This is a genomic window from Allorhizobium sp. GW101-3B10, assembly GCF_059424725.1.
This window is the reverse complement of sequence record NZ_JBWKZR010000001.1, coordinates 3,032,996-3,050,144: the sequence shown is the minus strand read 5'-3', so window position 1 is coordinate 3,050,144 and position 17,149 is coordinate 3,032,996. Positions and strand designations below refer to the sequence as shown.

At 59.8% G+C, this 17,149-nt stretch carries 13 protein-coding genes and 2 pseudogenes; 10 read left to right on the top strand and 5 right to left on the bottom strand.

Annotated elements, in window-relative coordinates; genetic code table 11:
• Window positions 1-12: 12 nt before the first annotated feature.
• The 5 genes and pseudogenes from AC07Y0_RS15265 to AC07Y0_RS15245 form a co-directional block, all read right to left on the bottom strand.
• Window positions 13-1,542 (bottom strand): ABC transporter substrate-binding protein, encoded by a 1,530-nt coding sequence (locus AC07Y0_RS15265; RefSeq protein ID WP_498678599.1) that lies wholly within the window; start codon window positions 1,540-1,542, stop codon window positions 13-15.
• 622 nt (window positions 1,543-2,164) lie between these two features.
• A pseudogene (locus AC07Y0_RS15260) lies at window positions 2,165-3,293 on the bottom strand (IS3 family transposase).
• Between the two features lie 319 nt (window positions 3,294-3,612).
• The gene (locus tag AC07Y0_RS15255; protein ID WP_498678598.1) at window positions 3,613-4,116 is read right to left on the bottom strand and encodes an SRPBCC family protein; all 504 of its coding nucleotides are present in this window, start codon (window positions 4,114-4,116) and stop codon (window positions 3,613-3,615) included.
• A complete protein-coding gene (locus AC07Y0_RS15250) occupies window positions 4,113-4,271 on the bottom strand; it encodes a DUF2933 domain-containing protein (RefSeq protein ID WP_498680247.1) in 159 nt (52 codons plus the stop codon). The genes AC07Y0_RS15255 and AC07Y0_RS15250 overlap by 4 nt, the downstream gene beginning before the upstream one ends.
• Before the next feature lie 23 nt (window positions 4,272-4,294).
• Window positions 4,295-5,941 (bottom strand): annotated as a pseudogene (locus tag AC07Y0_RS15245) (copper-translocating P-type ATPase); the annotation flags it as partial.
• Window positions 5,942-6,031: 90 nt separating this feature from the next.
• On the opposite strand from AC07Y0_RS15245, the gene AC07Y0_RS15240 reads away from it, so the two are divergent.
• The 10 genes from AC07Y0_RS15240 (at window position 6,032) to AC07Y0_RS15195 (ending at window position 16,649) form a co-directional block, all read left to right on the top strand.
• Window positions 6,032-7,558: an ISL3 family transposase gene (locus tag AC07Y0_RS15240; protein ID WP_498678597.1), complete on the top strand. Its 1,527-nt coding sequence runs from the start codon at window positions 6,032-6,034 to the stop codon at window positions 7,556-7,558.
• Between the two features lie 210 nt (window positions 7,559-7,768).
• Complete coding sequence (locus AC07Y0_RS15235; protein WP_498678596.1) at window positions 7,769-8,761, top strand: sugar phosphate isomerase/epimerase family protein; 993 nt, start codon at window positions 7,769-7,771, stop codon at window positions 8,759-8,761.
• Between the two features lie 30 nt (window positions 8,762-8,791).
• The gene (locus AC07Y0_RS15230; RefSeq protein WP_498678595.1) at window positions 8,792-9,838 is read left to right on the top strand and encodes a sugar ABC transporter substrate-binding protein; all 1,047 of its coding nucleotides are present in this window, start codon (window positions 8,792-8,794) and stop codon (window positions 9,836-9,838) included.
• Window positions 9,839-9,907: 69 nt separating this feature from the next.
• Window positions 9,908-11,428: a sugar ABC transporter ATP-binding protein gene (locus tag AC07Y0_RS15225; RefSeq protein WP_498678594.1), complete on the top strand. Its 1,521-nt coding sequence runs from the start codon at window positions 9,908-9,910 to the stop codon at window positions 11,426-11,428.
• 5 nt (window positions 11,429-11,433) lie between these two features.
• Window positions 11,434-12,408 (top strand): ABC transporter permease, encoded by a 975-nt coding sequence (locus tag AC07Y0_RS15220; protein WP_498678593.1) that lies wholly within the window; start codon window positions 11,434-11,436, stop codon window positions 12,406-12,408.
• Entirely contained in the window at window positions 12,405-13,277 is an 873-nt protein-coding gene (locus tag AC07Y0_RS15215; RefSeq protein WP_498678592.1) for a MurR/RpiR family transcriptional regulator, read from the top strand. The genes AC07Y0_RS15220 and AC07Y0_RS15215 overlap by 4 nt, the downstream gene beginning before the upstream one ends.
• A 6-nt stretch (window positions 13,278-13,283) precedes the next feature.
• Entirely contained in the window at window positions 13,284-14,156 is an 873-nt protein-coding gene (locus tag AC07Y0_RS15210) for a ribokinase (protein ID WP_498678591.1), read from the top strand.
• A 308-nt stretch (window positions 14,157-14,464) separates the two neighbouring features.
• Window positions 14,465-14,812: a DUF3489 domain-containing protein gene (locus tag AC07Y0_RS15205; protein WP_498678590.1), complete on the top strand. Its 348-nt coding sequence runs from the start codon at window positions 14,465-14,467 to the stop codon at window positions 14,810-14,812.
• Window positions 14,809-15,267 carry a DUF2924 domain-containing protein gene (locus AC07Y0_RS15200; protein WP_498678589.1) on the top strand — a complete coding sequence of 153 codons (459 nt, stop codon included), beginning with the start codon at window positions 14,809-14,811 and terminating at the stop codon, window positions 15,265-15,267. The genes AC07Y0_RS15205 and AC07Y0_RS15200 overlap by 4 nt, the downstream gene beginning before the upstream one ends.
• Window positions 15,264-16,649 (top strand): recombinase family protein, encoded by a 1,386-nt coding sequence (locus AC07Y0_RS15195; protein WP_498678588.1) that lies wholly within the window; start codon window positions 15,264-15,266, stop codon window positions 16,647-16,649. The genes AC07Y0_RS15200 and AC07Y0_RS15195 overlap by 4 nt, the downstream gene beginning before the upstream one ends.
• Window positions 16,650-17,149: the final 500 nt, after the last annotated feature.

Below are 17,149 nucleotides of genomic sequence, written 5' to 3'. Positions count from 1 at the left end.
CTTCGCTTTTGCCTACTTGGCGACGGTCGTCTCTTCGAGCGTCCACTGCAAAGACGGTGTCAGCTTGATCCCCTGGAGGCGCTTCGAATAGGCGACTGCATTCGGGGCGTAATAGAGGGGAATCTGCGCGACCTCCTCGGTGGTGATCCTCTGGATCTCCTTGTAGATTTCCGCGCGCTTGGCGCGATCGCCCTCCTTCGTCCCCTGTTCCACCAGTTCGTCGACCTTGGGATTGGAATAGAAGGTGTTGTAAGAATTCGAACCGCACGAGCCGCACACGGCCCAGCGAACGGCGAGATCCGGGTCCGGGGTTTCGTTGTACCACCAGTTGGCGGCCGCATCGTAGTCGCCCTTGCCGGTGGCGTCCCACCAGGCGCCGGAATCGACGTTCACGATCACCGGCTTCAGGCCGATCGCCTGCCACTGCGCCTGGAGGAGGAGTGCCATCTGCTGCTCGGTGGCACCGGAGGTCGCCAGGATCTTCACCTCGCGGCCCACCATGCCGGATTCGGCCAGCAACTGCTTCGCCTTCGCGACGTCGTAGGGAATGCCCGGATAGTCCTTGTCGTGGAAGTCGATGCTGCCCGGCAGGGTCGTATTGGCGGGCTGAGCATAGCCACGGGTTATCGCCGCCGCCATCGCCTTGTTGTCGATCGCGTAAGCGGCCGCTTGCCGAGCCATCATATTGGAGAAGGGTTCGCGCTTGCTGTTGAGCAAGGTGATATAGATCGTGGTCGATGGCTCGAGCCGCATGTCGATCTTTTCGGCTGTCTTCAGATCATCGATCTGCGCCCACTGGACCGCGCGCATGACGTCGGCTTCTCCGGCCTTCAGCATTGCGATCCGTGTCTCTGGCGAAGCGACTTCGCGAAGCTCTACGTTCGCGTCGGACTTCGGATAGCCCTGGCGCCAATAATGGGCGTTCGGCTGCAGCACCAGCACCTCGTTGGGTTTCCATTCCTTAACGGCGTAGGGACCAGACGTCACGGGCTCGGTGGAAAACGCCTTCTCAGGGCCCCGCTTTTCAATGTCGGCCTTGGACACGATGCCCATGTTCCAGATTTCGAGATTGCCGAGGAACGGCGCGAACGGGGACTTCAGCTTGACCACAACCGTCTTGGGATCGGTCGCCGACATGGATTCGACGGCGCCCAGGGGAGCGGGATATGCGGACTGCTTGTCGCCGCGGATGCGCTCGAGGCTGAACACCACGTCGGAAGCCGTAATCGGCGAACCGTCCGAAAAAAGGGCTTCGCGCAGATGGAAAGTATAGGTGAGCCCATCGGCTGAAATGTCCCAGCTTTGCGCCAGTCCGGGTTCGATCGCGCCGGTCGACGGATTGCGCAGCAAGAGGCGCGAATAGAGCTGGCCATAGGTCTCGATGTTGCCGGCCGCGGCGGAGCGCATCGGATCGAGCGTCGTCGTCTGGTAGGGCGAGACAATCCGGATGGCATCGGCCGAATAGGCCGGCAAGGTGCCAAGCCCGGTGATCGCGGCGACGACCCCTGCGGCAATCAAACTGATCTTTCTGAAGTTCCCCATTTTCCGTTCTCCTCGCTTTGTTCGGCATCAGTGCTCTGAGCCCTTGCCGGCGACTATGTTATTTTTTCCACATTTGTCAACATGCATGTTGATTTTACATCGCGCGCTGTCCCGTCGCGCGAGAGGCCAACATGCCCGACCTATCGGGACCCGGAGTGGTTGAGCTGATAGTGTGGATGCCCGCTTTGAACGGCATCGGCGGATGACGCCTGTCCGGCGCCATGGTGGCGCTCACGGGGTGAGTTGGTTGCTCTGGTCCGCAACGACCGGACCGTTCACAATGGGAGTCTTCCGTGATGGTTTTCGGGCTGGGAGATGGGGCGGATGCATGAAGGCATCGGAGTCCCGGACGCGCAAACGGCGTCTATTTTCGAGCCGGGCGATGAAGCGCATGGCCTGCCGCCGGTTTCGTGGACACCATCATATCGTGTAACGCGTCAAACCGGAGAGTACGTATGCAGCGAAGCAAGTTCGGCCGCGAGTACAAGCTTGCGGCGGTATGGTTCGTGCGAGAGCGCTGTGTCGCTGTAGCGCGGGTGGCATGCGCAGGGCGAAATGAATGCGCCCGGGGCTCCGGAAAATCCGTAATCCTCCCCGTTTTGACTGGGCTCAGCGGTAGAATTCACGCGGCCATTTTCAGTTTCTGAGCGGGTGTGATGCCGCCAATGCCCATGTTGGGCCGTTCGTGGTTATATGTCCAAAGCCATTCTGTGGCGATCTCCTGCACCTCCGTTATGCTGTCAAAGATATGCAGATCGAGCCATTCGTGCCGAACCGTTCGGTTGTAGCGCTCGACATAGGCGTTCTGCTGTGGCTTGCCTGGCTGGATGTAGTTCAATGCGATTCCTTGCTTCTCTGCCCATTCGACCAGTTTTGAACTGACGTATTCGGGGCCATTATCGACCCTGATCGCGCGCGGCTTGCCTCGCCATTCGATGATCTGGTTGAGGCTGCGCACGACCCGCTCGGCAGGCAGTGAGAAGTCGACCTCGATGCCCAGTCCCTCGCGGTTGAAGTCGTCCAACACGTTCAAGAGCCTGAACTGGCGACCGTCCGCCAAGCGATCCGCCATGAAGTCCATCGACCAGACCATGTTCGGCGCATCCGGCACCGCCAGTTCCTCTGGCTTCTCGCGCCTCAGCCGCCGCCTGGGCTTGATCCTGAGGTTCAGTTCAAGCTCCCGGTAGATGCGGTAGACGCGTTTGTGGTTCCAGCGATGTCCCTGGACATTGCGCAGATGCAGGAAGCAGAGGCCGAAACCCCAGGTCTTCTTCACCTTCACAAGCCCGAGCAACAGATCGGCAATCTCATCGTTATCGGCATTGCGTTGGGGGCTATACCGATAACAAGTCTCGCTGACACCAAATGTCCTGCATACCAGCGCGATACTCACACCGCGTTGCGCCACTGCTTTCTCGGCCAGCTCCCGGCGCTGAGATGGCCGCGTCATTTTTTTCCGAGAGCCTCCTTCAGCAGATCGGCTTGCATGCTCAAGTCGGCGTACATCCGCTTCAGGCGGCGTTCGGCGGGCAAATGATTCACTGGATCATTTGCTTTTCCGCCTCACCTTCCTCCAGAGCCTTCATCTGGCTCATCATCGAGGCGTCCATACCGCCATACTTCGACCGCCATTTGTAAAAACTGGCACTGCTGATGCCATGCTCCCGGCAAAGCTCAGGCACGGGCACGCCGCCTTCCGCCTGGCGCAACACGGCCATGATCTGGGCTTCGGTAAATCGGCTCTTCTTCATCAAAATCTCCTCGAGCATCTTGCCGAGAAAATTCTACTTTTGAAGCCCCTTATTCGCGGGGAGGATTACCGGACCTCTGCGGTCCCGTTCGCTGCCGGATGATTGTGGGTAGCGTCAGCCAACACGGCATTGTGATTGCCGACAAGAGAGCAAGTGCAAGGGCCGTGAGCAATAGAGTATGGTTCGTCATCAGGTGATCCTGAGGAAGAGTGCTTGATCAGACGCCATTGGAGGCCACCCCCGCTGTCTCATCCTTGTGTTATCGCAAATAGGAGCCCTGCTCGCGTCTTCGTGATCGCTTTGAGGAGCCCGTCGACGACTAAGGCTTCCGTGACACCGGGCCGAAATGCAAACAAGCGTCATCGGCCATCTTCCTTACACACCAATTGGCGTAGAACCCGCCGAGAAGGTGGCCCAGCAGCCTATCCGGCAGGCGATCAGGCAGGTCATAATCGATCCTGACGTTCAGGACGCATCCTGCCGGGGTGGGATCGATGCTGAATCCCATTCTGTACCGACCGATCACGAGAAGACGCACCTTTCCGCGCGTCTCCCACGTCTTTGACGTTGGAGGACGCCGTTCTATCACGACTTGCTCCAGGAAAAGCGAAAGGCCCAGGATCGCCCCCGTCATCCTGATGACAGAACCGATGGCGCGTCCTTTCGCTTCGTCCAGACCGTATTTCATGGACGTGCCCAGCATCATGAACGAGGGCCTTTGCATGTGGGCACCGAGGACCTCCGGATTATCCAGCAATTCGAAGACCTGTTCAGGTGATGCCAACACAACCGCCGCGCTTGATGCCGATCGCTGGTAGGTCACGGCCGGTGATCCTTGTGGTGGTGCCCCCCATGCCGATGAAAAAGGTGCATGAGCGGGCAGACCAGCAGGATCACATAAGGAGCAAGCCCCAGGGCATGGCCCCAATGTTCACGGAGGAAGTAGAAGACCGCGATAAGGAGGAGAGAAATGCCCATCAGCAGTAGAGTTCGGTTCGTGGTCATATCTTCAGACTCCTCAATCTGAGAGAATTCGCGATCACGCTGACCGAGGACAGCGCCATTGCCGCTGCCGCGATGATCGGCGACAGCAACAGTCCAAAGACGGGGTACAGTACACCCGCAGCCACGGGTACACCCGCCGCGTTGTCGATGAATGCGAAGAAGAGGTTCTGTCGGGTGTTGCTCATCGTCGCGCGGCTCATCTGGCGGGCGCGGACGATACCCTGCAGATCGCCCTTCAGGAGCGTGACGCCTGCGCTTTCAATGGCAACGTCGGTTCCCGTGCCCATGGCAACACCGACATCGGCTGCTGCAAGTGCCGGGACATCGTTCACACCATCATCGGCCATGGCGACGATTCTGCCTTCGCTGCGGAGGCGCGAAACGATCTTGCTCTTGTCCTCGGGCAGGACTTCCTCCTCCACCTCCGTAATCCCGAGGCGGCGTGCGACGGCATATGCAGTCGTCTTGTTGTCTCCCGTCGGCATGACGACCCTTACGCCGTCTTCCACAAGCGCTTTCATGGCATCCGGCGTCGTAGGCTTGATGGGATCGGCGATGGCGAATAGACCCGCCTGCTTCCCGTCTATGGCCGTGAAGATGACGGTAGCCCCTTCGTCGCGAAGCGACTCGGCTTTCCCGGTCATGGCAGTGACGTCCACGCCTTCTTCTTCCATGATTCGATGGCTGCCGAGGATCAATCGTTTGCCTTCGACTGTGCCAGTCACGCCCTTGCCGACAGGACTGTCGAAATCAGTGGCATCACCCAATGCGATGCCGCGCTCCGCGGCGGCGTTCATAATCGCAAGCGCCGGAGGATGCTCACTTGATCGTTCGACTGTGGCGGCCAGCCGAACCAACTCGGCTTCGGACATGTCCTCGGTTGGTGCGATGGCGGTAACCTTGGGCCGCCCCTCAGTCAGAGTTCCTGTCTTGTCGACAACGAGAGTATCAACCTTCTCGAACCGCTCCAGCGCTTCAGCGTTGTTGATCAGCACGCCGAGACTTGCCCCGCGTCCGACGCCGACCATGATCGACATTGGCGTCGCCAGTCCCAAGGCGCAGGGGCAGGCGATAATGAGAACGGCCACTGCCGCGGCCAACCCGTGGGCGAACCGAGGCTCGAGCCCGTAGATCATCCAAGTCGCGAACGCGACGAGTGCGACGAAGATAACCACAGGAACGAACCAGCCAGAGACCTCGTCCGCCAGTCGCTGGATCGGTGCGCGGGAGCGCTGGGCGTCGGCAACCATCCGCACGATCTGCGAAAGCATCGTGTCGCGGCCGACCTTGCCAGTCTCCATCACGAAAGCCCCGGTCTGGTTCATGGTGCCCCGGATCAGCCTTGAGCCGATCTCCTTCGTTACGGGCAGGGATTCGCCCGTGATCATGGACCCGTCTACCGAGCTACGGCCTTCGAGCAGGGTGCCGTCGACGGGAACCTTCTCGCCCGGTCGGACGCGGAACTGTCACCCACCGGTGCCATCGGGCCGGACGCGGCGGGCAGTCTTCGGTACCAGATCGAGAAGCGCCCGGATAGCGCCGCCCGTCTGTTCGCGCGCCCTCAACTCAAGAACCTGTCCGAGCAGAACCGGGACGGTAATGACGGCGTCGGAGTCGAAATAGACTGCCACCGACCCCTCGGCCTGTCAATCGGCGCATAAAACTGGCTCTGACTCACTTTTGATGAATTGCGGGCGTCGGCTGGCGTTGGTTTTGCAAAAGGAATCAGCGCCATGGTTCATTCGCTTCGCCCCTCCGCACTTGTGCCTCGTGGCTTTGTCATCGATGAGACAGCTTCTGCTGGCGACACGATAATACTCGCTGTCCGCTCGACGGATATGTCTAGCCGTTGTTCAAGCTGCGGAACAAGATCGGAGCGTATACACAGTCGTTATCATCGACGCCTGTCGGATCTTCCCATCGCGGGAAAGTCTGTGCGATTGGCTATTGCCGCACGCCGGTTTCACTGCGACGCAGTGCTGTGTGGCCGAAGGATCTTTGCCGAGCGGTTCGAGGCAGATGTCCTGGTGCCGTGGGCGCGGCTTGACCATATCGTCCATCATCTCGGGCTTGCTTTGGGTGGGCGATCGGCGGCGAGTATCGCCCGCAGACTGATGTTGCCGGTCAGCAACGACACCTTGCTGCGTGTCGTCCGACGGCGCGGCACACCGCGTTTCGTTCCGCCGACGGTGATCGGCATCGACGACTGGGCGTGGCGACGCAACCAGCGTTACGGAACGATCATCTGCGATCTCGAACGGCGCAAAACTATCGCACTTCTGCCGGACCGAGAGCCCGCAACCGCTCAGGCCTGGCTTTCGGATCAGCAACAGATCAATATTGTCGCCAGCTACCGCGGTGGCGCCTACGCCCTTGCTGCGGCCAAGGCGCTGCCGGAAGCAACCCAAGTGGCCGATCGATGGCACTTGATTGAAAATGCCAGTCGGGCATTCCTCGACGCCGTCCGCAAATCCATGCGCCTGATCGGAACAGCGATCGGGTCCGCAACAATCAATCCGGACCTGCTGACGGCCGCTGAGCGGATCCAATATCAGGGATATCTTCATCGAGAAGACACGAACGCCGCGATTCTGGACTTGGCCAAGTCCGGTGCTGCAATCAAAGAAATCCTTCGTCGCACCGGGCACAGTCGTGGCCTCGTCAGGCGGGTGCTACGCGGTCAGCGATCCGACGTGTTCCGCGTGCGGGAGAGTTCGCTTGAAGTTTATCTGCCATGGCTCGACGCCCAGTGGAGTACCGGTCACCGCAATGGCACACAGTTGTGGCAAGAGCTGACGCGCCAGGGATTCCATGGCTGCCTTCGCGTCGTAATCGAATGGGCGACGCGAAGGCGAAAGGCGGAACAGATGGATTGCGATGCTTCAAGCCGCGTACCATCGGCACGCACTGTTGCACGCCTCCTGACCATCGGTCGCGAAAATCTCTCCAAGTCTCAGACCGTGACGGTTGCAGCGATTGAGGACGGTGTTCCGCAACTCGTCGAAGCGCAGGAGATCATCGTCGCTTTCCAAGCCATGATCCGCAAGAAATCTGTCGCCGCTTTGGGGCCATGGCTGGAACGCGCCCAATCAAGCTTGGTCGCGGCCTTCTCCAATGGTGTCGCCAAAGACCGGGCAGCCGTAAGTGCCGCGATAAAATCGCCGTGGTCAAATGGACAGACAGAGGGGCAGACTACCAAGCTCAAGCTTGTAAAACGCCAGATGTACGGCCGAGGGAAAATCGACCTGCTTCAGGCATGAATCATCGGCGCTGAATGAGCCTCTGACCACCAAAATTGCCTCAGAGCCGATTTTGCACACCGAAACACACTGGCGGATCGCTCTCGTGGGCTCAGCGTAGGCTCTTATTCGCGCGCGCGGAATCGATTTGCTGCGTCGCGCAATATTTTCACACTTTACTAACATGAATAAATTTGTGAAGTAAGAAAGAAATAACCTTTGGGAATGTTGATGTTGACCGAGCCCCGTTTTGCCACCCGTCTGAACTCCTTCGCTTCCGCGGCACACATCGCGTGGTCGGGCATCAGGGGCAAGCCCACCGTATTGCAGATGGCCGAACGCGCGGCGCGCGTTCAGGGCCTAACCGACCTAGATCTCAACTATCCCGACCATCTCGGCGAAGATCCGCGTGAACTCGCAAAGAAACTGGGCGATCTCGGGCTGGCGATCAACGGTTTTGCCATGCGGTACTACACCAACCCGGCTTTCAAGCTCGGGGCATTTACACACCCGGACGCTGCTGTCCGGCGTGAGGCGATCGATCTCACCAAGAAGGGTATCGACGCCGCCCGCGAGGTGGGCTCCAGCCTGATGACGCTGTGGCTGGGCCAGGATGGCTTCGACTACGCGTTTCAGGCGGACTATGCTCGCATGTGGCAACACGAAATTGACGGAATTCGTGAAGTCTGTGAGCATGACCGCGACTGTATGATCAGCATCGAGTACAAGCCCAACGAGCCGCGTTCCTACAGCCTGATGCCTGACGCGGCAACGACGCTTCTGGCGATCCGGGATGTCGGGGCGGACAATCTTGGCGTCACGCTCGACTTTGCGCATGTTCTCTATGCGGACGAACAGCCCGCCTTTGCCGCGGCTCTGATCGCCCGCCACAGCAGGCTTCTCGGCGTCCACCTGAATGATGGTTACGCAAAGCGCGACGACGGCCTGATGGTCGGCGCCGTGCACACGGTCCAGACGATCGAGCTGCTCCGGCAGATCCGTCGCGACGGTTACGATGGTGCCATCTATTTTGACACATTCCCCGACATGACCGGATTGGATCCGGTCCACGAATGCGAGGTGAACATCGCGACAGTCAAGCGGATGCTGAATGTCGTTGATCGCCTCGAGCAGGACAATCGCCTCTCTGGCGCGATTGACCGTCAGGATGCCGTTGCCGCCCAGGCCATTCTGCAGGAGCTGATGCTTGGGGCCGCGACTTAACGCAATGATCATGAAACTCGGGAGGAACCGATGAATAAACTTTTGACCCTCGCCCTAGCAGCGAGCTTCTGGGCCGGCGCAGCCTTTGCCCAGGACCTGGCACCGCTCAATTCTGACTCCGAGCCGGACCGCATGGATTGGTCCGAGCTGGAGGCCAAGTTCGGCGCATTCCCGGCGATCCCGGCCGGCACGAAGGCTGGTGGCGTGTCCAAGACGCTGACGAACGAATACTGGCGTTCGCTCGGCGAGGGCTACAAGGCCTTTGCCGACAAGGTTGGTGTCGAGAGCGCCTATCAGGCCGCCCAGAGTGAAGGTGATCAGCTCGGTCAGCTGACGATTGCCGAGGGCATGGTCACGCAGGGCTACAAGGTTCTTCTTCTGTCGCCGCAGACCGACGCCAACCTGCAGCCAATCATGGAGCAGGCCAAGGCGGCGGGCGTTCCAGTCGTCAACGTCAATGACGCCGTCATTCCGCAGGCTGAGCATTATGTCGGCAACGTCCAGCGCGACAACGGCGTTCGCGTTGCGAAGTGGTTCATCGACAATCGTCCGGAAGGCGGCAAGGTTGCCATCGTCGAAGGACAGGCCGGTGTATATGCGGCTGTCCAGCGTACCGACGGCTTCAAGAAGACCATCGAGGAATCCGGCAAGTTCCAGGTCGTTGCCAGCGTGCCCGGCAATTGGGATCGCCAGATGTCCTATGATGCAGCGACCAACATCCTGCAGCAGCATCCTGATCTTGTCGGATTCTATGCCAACAATGACGGTATGGCGCTCGGCATCGTCGAAGCGGTCAAGGCTGCCGGCCTGCTCGGAAAGGTCGCGGTCTTCGGCACGGACGGTATTTCCGATGCGTATGCCTCGATCAAGGCGGGCGAGCTTACCGGCACAGTCGACAGCTTCCCGGTTTTGACCGGTGAAGTCGGCATGGAAGTCGCCCTGCGTCTTGTCGCCGGCCAGGACCTGCCGCGCGTCGTTGCTACACCGCAGGCGCTGATCACGAAGGACAACGTTGCCGAATTCCAGGGTGACGGTGTGGATCTGCGGGCAGTCCTGATGAAGGCTGCCGGCAAGTAAAGCCTCCCAAGGCTGGTGGTCGGTCCTTCGTGGACCGATCACCCATCCTCATGAAGGGCCAGCAAACGAATGACCACTGCCAGACTGACGTTCGAAGGCATGACGAAGGTGTTTCCGGGCGTGCGTGCCCTGTCCGACGTTTCCTTCCAGATAGCGCCCGGCGAGATCCACGCCCTACTCGGCGAAAACGGTGCGGGCAAGTCGACCCTTCTGCGGATACTGTCCGGCGTCTTCAAGCCGACGAGCGGACAGCTTTTGATCGACGGTGTCGCCCAGGCCTTCAAAACACCCGACAGCGCTCGCGCGGCCGGTGTTGCGATGATCCATCAGGAGCTGCAGCAGGTGCCGCATCTGACCGTTGCTCAGAACATGTTCCTCGGTCATCCCATCACCTGGGCAGGCGGTCTCCTGGTCAATCGGCGTGAGCAGGAAACGCGGGCCGCTGAAGCGCTGGCGATGATCGACCCCTCGATTGATCCTGCAGCGCCGATTTCGTCGCTTAAGGTGGCGCAGCGGCAGGTGGTCGAAATCGCACGGGCTTTGCTCGACAAGGCGAAGATCATCGCCATGGACGAGCCGACCTCAAGCCTGACGCCGAGCGAATTCGAGAGCCTTGCCGAGGTCATCAAGCGGTTGGCCGCGAGCGGCGTTGCAATTATCTATGTTTCTCACAAGATGGACGAGGTCTTCGGGATCTGCGAGCGCGCCAGCGTGATGCGGGACGGCCGGCTGGTCGGTGTCGTCGACCTAAAGCAGACTGAGCCCGCCGATGTCATCTCTATGATGGTTGGACGGGAGCTGCAGGCTGAAGAGCATGTCTCGCATGCGACCCGGGATGTCCGTATCGAAGCGCGCAACCTGTCTTCCGCCAAGGTTCAGGAGATTTCCTTCGACCTGCATAAGGGGGAAGTGCTAGGCATTGCCGGGCTTGTCGGCTCTGGTCGCACGGAGCTTCTCCGCTTGATCGCGGGTGCCGACAAGGCAACTAGCGGCAGCATCCGCATTGATGGCTCCGCGATGACGCTTTCCAATCCGCGTGCCGCCATTGCGGCCGGCATCGGACTTCTGCCTGAAGAACGCAAGCGCGAGGGCATCATTCCGGGGCGCTCGGTCACCAACAACGTCGCGCTGCCTTCGATGAAGCGTTTCGCGCCCGCCGGCATCATCCGGCATCGGGCCTTAAATCGCACTGCGGCCGACTTGCTGACGCGCGTCAACCTGCGCCCGTTTCTGCTCGACCGGCCGATCCGCCTGTTCAGTGGCGGCAACCAGCAGAAGGCGATCATTGCCCGCTGGCTGGCGGCTGGCTCCAAGGTCCTACTGTTCGACGAGCCGACGCGCGGCATCGACGTCGGGGCCAAATCCGAAATCTACAATCTCATCGAGGAACTCGCCTCCGAAGGTCATTCCGTCGTGGTCGTGTCGTCCGAACTCCCCGAAGTCATGCGTGTATCCGACAGGGTCCTCGTTATGCGCGAGGGGACGGTCGTGGCCGAACTGGCGCGCGAAGAGCTTTCAGAGGAAGCGATTGTTTCTCATGCAGTCGGCAAGGGGCATCGTACCCAGGCCGTGCAAAGCCAACAGGAATAATTGTCATGTCCGATTCAACGCTCACTGCCGCTGCATCAGGGTCGAAACTGCTGGGATCGCTGTCCTTGCGTGATGCAGGCACCTTGATCGGCCTGATCATCATCATCGCCATCTTCGGCCTGCTGGTGCCCGATTTCCTTTCGCAGAGGAATCTCGTCAACATCCTGCAGCAGTCGAGCATCAATGCCTGTCTGGCGCTAGGCATGACGCTGGTCATCATCTCCGGGGGCATTGATCTTTCCGTCGGGCCGACGGCCGCCATTGCCGCCGTCATTACGGCAGCCCTTCTGGTCGCCGGCACGCCGATCCCGTTCGCCATTCTGGCTGGTCTCGGTATTGGCGTGGTGTGTGGCCTGGTCAACGGAGTTCTCGTTGCCTATGTCGGACTTCAGCCCTTCATCGTGACGCTTGGAACGCTCAGCACCTATCGCGCCATCGCCCTGATCTATACCGGCGGCAACCCGGTCTTTGGTTTGCCGCCCGCATTCCGCTCGCTGTTCAACGGGTCTGTCGGGGGCATTCCCAATTCGGTCATCATGGTAGCCGTCGTTGCCATTCTTGCCTGGGTACTACTCAAGAAAACGCCGCTCGGCGAATATCTGCTGGCTGTCGGCGGCAATGAAGAGGCCGCTTATGTGGCCGGCGTGCCGATCGCGATTACCAAGCTCACGGCCTATGTAATTTCCGGTACGCTTGCAGCCCTTGCCTCCATGATCCTGATCGGTCGCCTGGGCGCTGCCGAGCCCATCCTCGGCAACCTCTGGGAACTCGATGCCATCGCGGCCGCTGCGATCGGCGGCGCCTCCCTCATGGGTGGCAAGGGCAGTGTCGTAGGCACGATCCTCGGGGCGATCATCCTTGGCAGCATGCGCAACGGTCTCACGTTGATGAACGTTCAGGCCTTCTATCAACTGCTGGCGACCGGCCTTATAATTCTCGTTGCGATGATGATCGATCGCGTAACGAGAGGTCGTGGATGAATTCCCTGAATGACTTGAAGGCGGTTGGTCCGCGCATTCGAATGATGATGCCTCTGCTCACACCACTGGAGGTGCGGGTCGTTGAAACGGTGTTCGCCTTGCGCAACTTCACCGACGAGACGGCGTTGAAGGAGATCGCGGCGGAAGCCGGGGTTTCTGAGGCGATGGTGGTGAAGATCGCCAAGAAGCTCGGCTTCTCCGGCTATCGCGACTTCAGGTCTGCCGTCTCGCAGTACAGCCAGCTGCCGACCGCTGAAATGCATCAGGAACTGTCGCTGGAGGATACATCGCGGGAGATCATCCAGAAGGTGTTTCGCACCTCGATCAATGCGCTCGAAGAGACGCTGGCGATCATCGACATGGACGCATTCGATCGCGCGGCTGATCTGGTTAATCGGTCCGGGCAGCGCGATTTCTATGGCGTCGGAGGATCGGCCCAAATCGCCCGCGACGTCGCCCACAAATTCCTGCGAATCGGCATTCGCGCGAGTGTTCAGGACGATTCGCACATGATGCTAATGTCGGCAGCGCTGCTAGGTCCTGATGACATCGCCATTGGCTTTTCCCATTCCGGCAACACGACGGCGGTGATCGAGGCAATCCAGCTGGCGCGCAAGAACGGCGCCCGCACGATCGCGATCACCAACTACAATTCATCCGCGCTGGCACAGATGGCCGATATCGTTCTGTGTTCAACGGCGCAGGGCTCGCCGCTGATGGGGGAAAACGCGGCCGCCCGCATTGCTCAGCTCAATATTCTCGACGCCTTATTCGTTGTCGTCGCGCAACGGAATTACGGGGTTGCGGAAAAGAACCTGCAAAAGACCATGGCTGCGGTCATGTCGAAGCGTAAAGACAAGATTGTGTAGGGAACCATGTCCCAAGTCATCGTTTTCGGAAGCCTTCACTACGACATTATTGTCCACGGTCCTGGACGCCCGCGCAAGGGCGAGACCGTGACAGGTGAGCGCTGGTTGCCGAAATGCGGTGGGAAGGGCGGCAACCAGGCGATCTCGGCGGCCAAGGCCGGCGTCAGCACCGCGATGATCGGCGCTGTGGCGGATGACGATTTCGGACACGTTCTGGTGGCGAACCAGGCAAGCGGGCACGTTGACATCCGGTTCATTCGTATTGTCGAGGGTCTCGGCAGCGGCATGAGCGTGGCAATTTTCGACCAAGACGGTGACTACGGCGCGGTTATCGTGTCCGGTAGCAATCTTGCCCTGGGGCAAGTCGATGTCGATGCGGCGGTCGAGCTTTTTTCGAGGGGAGGTGTTCTCGTCTTGCAGAACGAGATTCCGGATGCCGCGAATGTGGCGGCCGCGCGGGCGACGCGATCGGCTGGTGGCCGTGTCGTTCTCAATGCGGCCCCGGCGCGCGACCTTTCGGCCGAACTGATGGCGCTTGTCGATGTACTTGTCGTCAACCAGATCGAAGCCGAGCAACTCACCCGGGGTCCGGTCGTCGACACGCTCGACGGCGCGTTGGATGCTGCGCGCCGCCTGGCGCAAACCTATCCTGTTGCCGTGGTGACGGCCGGGGGTGAGGGGGTGGCCTGTGTCACCGGCGATGGCCGGGAACTGGCTGTGCCCGCGATCAAGGTGAAGCTTGTCAGCACGCATGGTGCAGGCGACGAATTTACCGGCGTGCTCGCTGCCGAACTTGCCAAAGGCAGTGAAATCGCCGTCGCCATCGATGCTGCCAACCGGGCTGCTGCGGCATTCGTCAGCGCGCCGCAAGCCCAGTAGGCGGTTGGTGAGGGCGAGCCCAACGTTGAGAAATCATGATTCCAGAATTCTGCTCACGCCGCACAGGTGCGTAGCAGCTTGCCAATCAGAGGCTTAGCCAAGGCACTTGGGAGCCGACGGTTCGATTCCGTTCAAGGCGTTCATTGTTGGCGAACAATTTTGACCCATCGCTTTGCGACTGGACTTCCGTTGGCAAGGAAGCAGTAGTGCATTGAGGCAAGCCACTGGTCGGCGGATGCCCGAGCCCGAGCGTCGGGCTTCACGCGGTGCAAGGCCCGATATCCGGGTCCAACCGCGTGGAGACCATGATGACATCATCGATAGACCAGACCACTTCTGAGGCCACCGTGGCAAAGTCACCGAAGTCGTTCGTAAAGCCAGAGACGACGAAGGCCGGTAGTCAGGCGCGCGCCGGCAAGAAATCCAAGAAAGATCAGCTCGCCGCGATGATATCAAAGCCTGATGGCGTGCGCATTACGATCCTGGTTGAGCGGCTTGGCTGGCAGCCGCATACGGTGCGGGCAGCATTGTCGGGATTGCGCAAGCAGGGCCATCAGATCCTGGCATCCAAATCGCCGAAAACGGGTGAAGCGGTCTATCGGCTGATGACGCCGATGCAAACCAGTGTGACTGCGCCGGAGGAGGTGGCGTCGTGAACATAGTCGCGACGGTGCCAGTCACGGCTGCTCCTCTTTCCAAGTTTGAGACTCTCGACCGTGAGGCCTGCCTCAAGCGCTGGCGCAAACAATTTGGTCACGAGCCTCCACGATACGTGTCGGTGGAATTCATGCGCCGCGTGTTGACCTTCGAGGCGCAGGTCAAGATCTATGGCGGCCATTCGAGAGCGGTTCGACATGTCCTCAGGTCGATTTTGAAGGAGGACGAAACGGGAAAGCCGCGGGAAGGTGCAACGGCGGTGCCGTCGCCCGTGACGCTGAGGCCCGGCACCTATCTTGTGCGCGAGTGGAACGGCCGACCCTACAGGGTCGAGGTGACGGAGAATGGTTTTGTGATGGACGGCAAGGCCGATGCGTCGCTCTCGGCGATCGCGCAAAAGATCACCGGCACCATCTGGTCTGGACCTCGGTTCTTTGGGTTGGCGAGGGCATGAAGACAGTCCGCTGCGCCATCTATACCCGAAAGTCCTCGGAGGAGGGATTAGGCCAGGAGTTCAACTCACTCGATGCGCAGCGGGAGGCCTGCGCATCCTATATCGCCAGCCAGAAGCATGAGGGTTGGGTGTACGAACCGGATGGCCGGTCGTTAACGATCGTCGAGGACGAGGCTGAGACGGTGAGGCGCATCTTCGCCCTCTACCTGCAACTCGGGTCGATCTATGAGGTGCGGCAGGCAGCCCGTGACCTTGGCTTGCGCACCAAAGGCCGTCCGAGATTGGGGGCGAAGAAGTATAGCAATGGCAGAAAAGGCAACGCCAAGGGAGGTCGAGGTCGGCCTGATGGCTCGGGTGTATCCCAAGACGGTGAAGACGGCGCCGCGCCGTCAGTCATCGGCCCGGCGCCATTCGGGGTCACCAATATCTATTACATCCTGACCAACCCGGTATATGCCGGGCGCATTCGTCACCGCGCTCTAACCCACGAAGGAAACCACCCGGCGATCATCGATTCTGCGACGTGGGATCTGGTGCAGGAACAGCTTGCAGCGTCGGCGGCCCGTCAACGCGGTGTCAGCAACTATACCAAAATCTCGCCCTTGGCCGGAAAGCTGATCGACGACACCGGCGACCGCTTCACACCGAGTCATTCCAACAAGAATGGCGCGCGTCTGCGCTATTACATCTCCAACCGTCTGATTAGCGGAAAGAAACAGGATGAAGCGACAATGGATCGGGGATGGCGGCTTCCGGCGCCGATGCTGGAAAGCCAGCTTGGCAATGCCATTGTGCGGCACCTCATCGATCGCCTTCCGATTGACCTGTCTGTTTCCCCGTCGGTGGGTGAGATGGAACAGGTGCAGCGTCGGCTTGAGACAATGGCATCCCACACCGAACACCATCTGCCAGCGCTGCTGAAATCTATCGATCGAGCGGCGATTACTCAGGGAAAGATCGATGTGGTGCTGATCGACCAGTGGATCGCTGAGATGCTTGAAGTGCATCTTGACTGGATCAACCCGGATGCTCTGACCTTCACCACAGGTTTCCAATACCGGAAGCGGGGTGTGGAAACAAAACTGATCATTGGTGCCGGCCCCGTCAAATCCCGCGACGAAGTTCTGATCCGCAACGTCGCCAAGGCGCAGCAATATTACGATGCGATCAAGCAGGGTCAAAGCTTCGAAGAGATCGCCAAAACCGAGAACCTTTCCACGCGCCGGGTGATGCAGATCATCGACCTGGCCTTCCTGGCGCCAACCATCGTGCAATCGATCGTGACTGGTGACCAGCCGATGGGCTTGACCACCAAGTGGTTGTCGAACAATCCGATGCCACCGGATTGGCTCGCCCAGCGGCAAATCATTACGACGCTGTGAGCCGCGCTGCTCCTCAGATTCGACGCTCTACAATCCGCGTCCGATGCGGCATTCTCAAACTGTAAATCTGGAAATGGCGAGGGCAGACTCAAGGCTCAAGATGGCAGCGTTCCGCGGCCTTTTGCGGTCTGCTCAAACTTGGCCGCAGCACAAGCGTTTGAATTATTGAGAGTTTTTCCGGTGTTCCGCTAGCTTGCAAGAAATTCTCCGGAGAATTGGCTGGGGAACCTGGATTCTCACATAGTTTCAAAGGCTTAGAGAAAAAAACCTTGAAGTTCCCTCTGTTTTCCTGCCGCGAGCGACCGTGGATGCCACCTTTGTGCCCTGGCTTTGGGCATCAGTCAACAGGAGGGATAAAGCGGCAATTATTTCCGCTGTCTGACTTCGAACTAGCCGTCTGGCGGCGATAAAGTGTCCTGCTGCTTCGCGCTCACTTGTAGGTCATGCAGGACGCCGTCGCGCTTGCTGCAACCAGACATCGCCTTGGGCACGGCCTCCTA

Coding starts and splice junctions, on each gene's coding strand:
- AC07Y0_RS15250 (WP_498680247.1), bottom strand. CDS start 4,271: ATGGGCATTTCTCTCCTCCTTATCGCGGTCTTCTACTTCCTCCGTGAA.
- AC07Y0_RS15265 (WP_498678599.1), bottom strand. CDS start 1,542: ATGGGGAACTTCAGAAAGATCAGTTTGATTGCCGCAGGGGTCGTCGCC.
- AC07Y0_RS15205 (WP_498678590.1), top strand. CDS start 14,465: ATGACATCATCGATAGACCAGACCACTTCTGAGGCCACCGTGGCAAAG.
- AC07Y0_RS15240 (WP_498678597.1), top strand. CDS start 6,032: ATGGTTCATTCGCTTCGCCCCTCCGCACTTGTGCCTCGTGGCTTTGTC.
- AC07Y0_RS15225 (WP_498678594.1), top strand. CDS start 9,908: ATGACCACTGCCAGACTGACGTTCGAAGGCATGACGAAGGTGTTTCCG.
- AC07Y0_RS15235 (WP_498678596.1), top strand. CDS start 7,769: ATGTTGACCGAGCCCCGTTTTGCCACCCGTCTGAACTCCTTCGCTTCC.
- AC07Y0_RS15230 (WP_498678595.1), top strand. CDS start 8,792: ATGAATAAACTTTTGACCCTCGCCCTAGCAGCGAGCTTCTGGGCCGGC.
- AC07Y0_RS15210 (WP_498678591.1), top strand. CDS start 13,284: ATGTCCCAAGTCATCGTTTTCGGAAGCCTTCACTACGACATTATTGTC.
- AC07Y0_RS15220 (WP_498678593.1), top strand. CDS start 11,434: ATGTCCGATTCAACGCTCACTGCCGCTGCATCAGGGTCGAAACTGCTG.
- AC07Y0_RS15215 (WP_498678592.1), top strand. CDS start 12,405: ATGAATTCCCTGAATGACTTGAAGGCGGTTGGTCCGCGCATTCGAATG.
- AC07Y0_RS15195 (WP_498678588.1), top strand. CDS start 15,264: ATGAAGACAGTCCGCTGCGCCATCTATACCCGAAAGTCCTCGGAGGAG.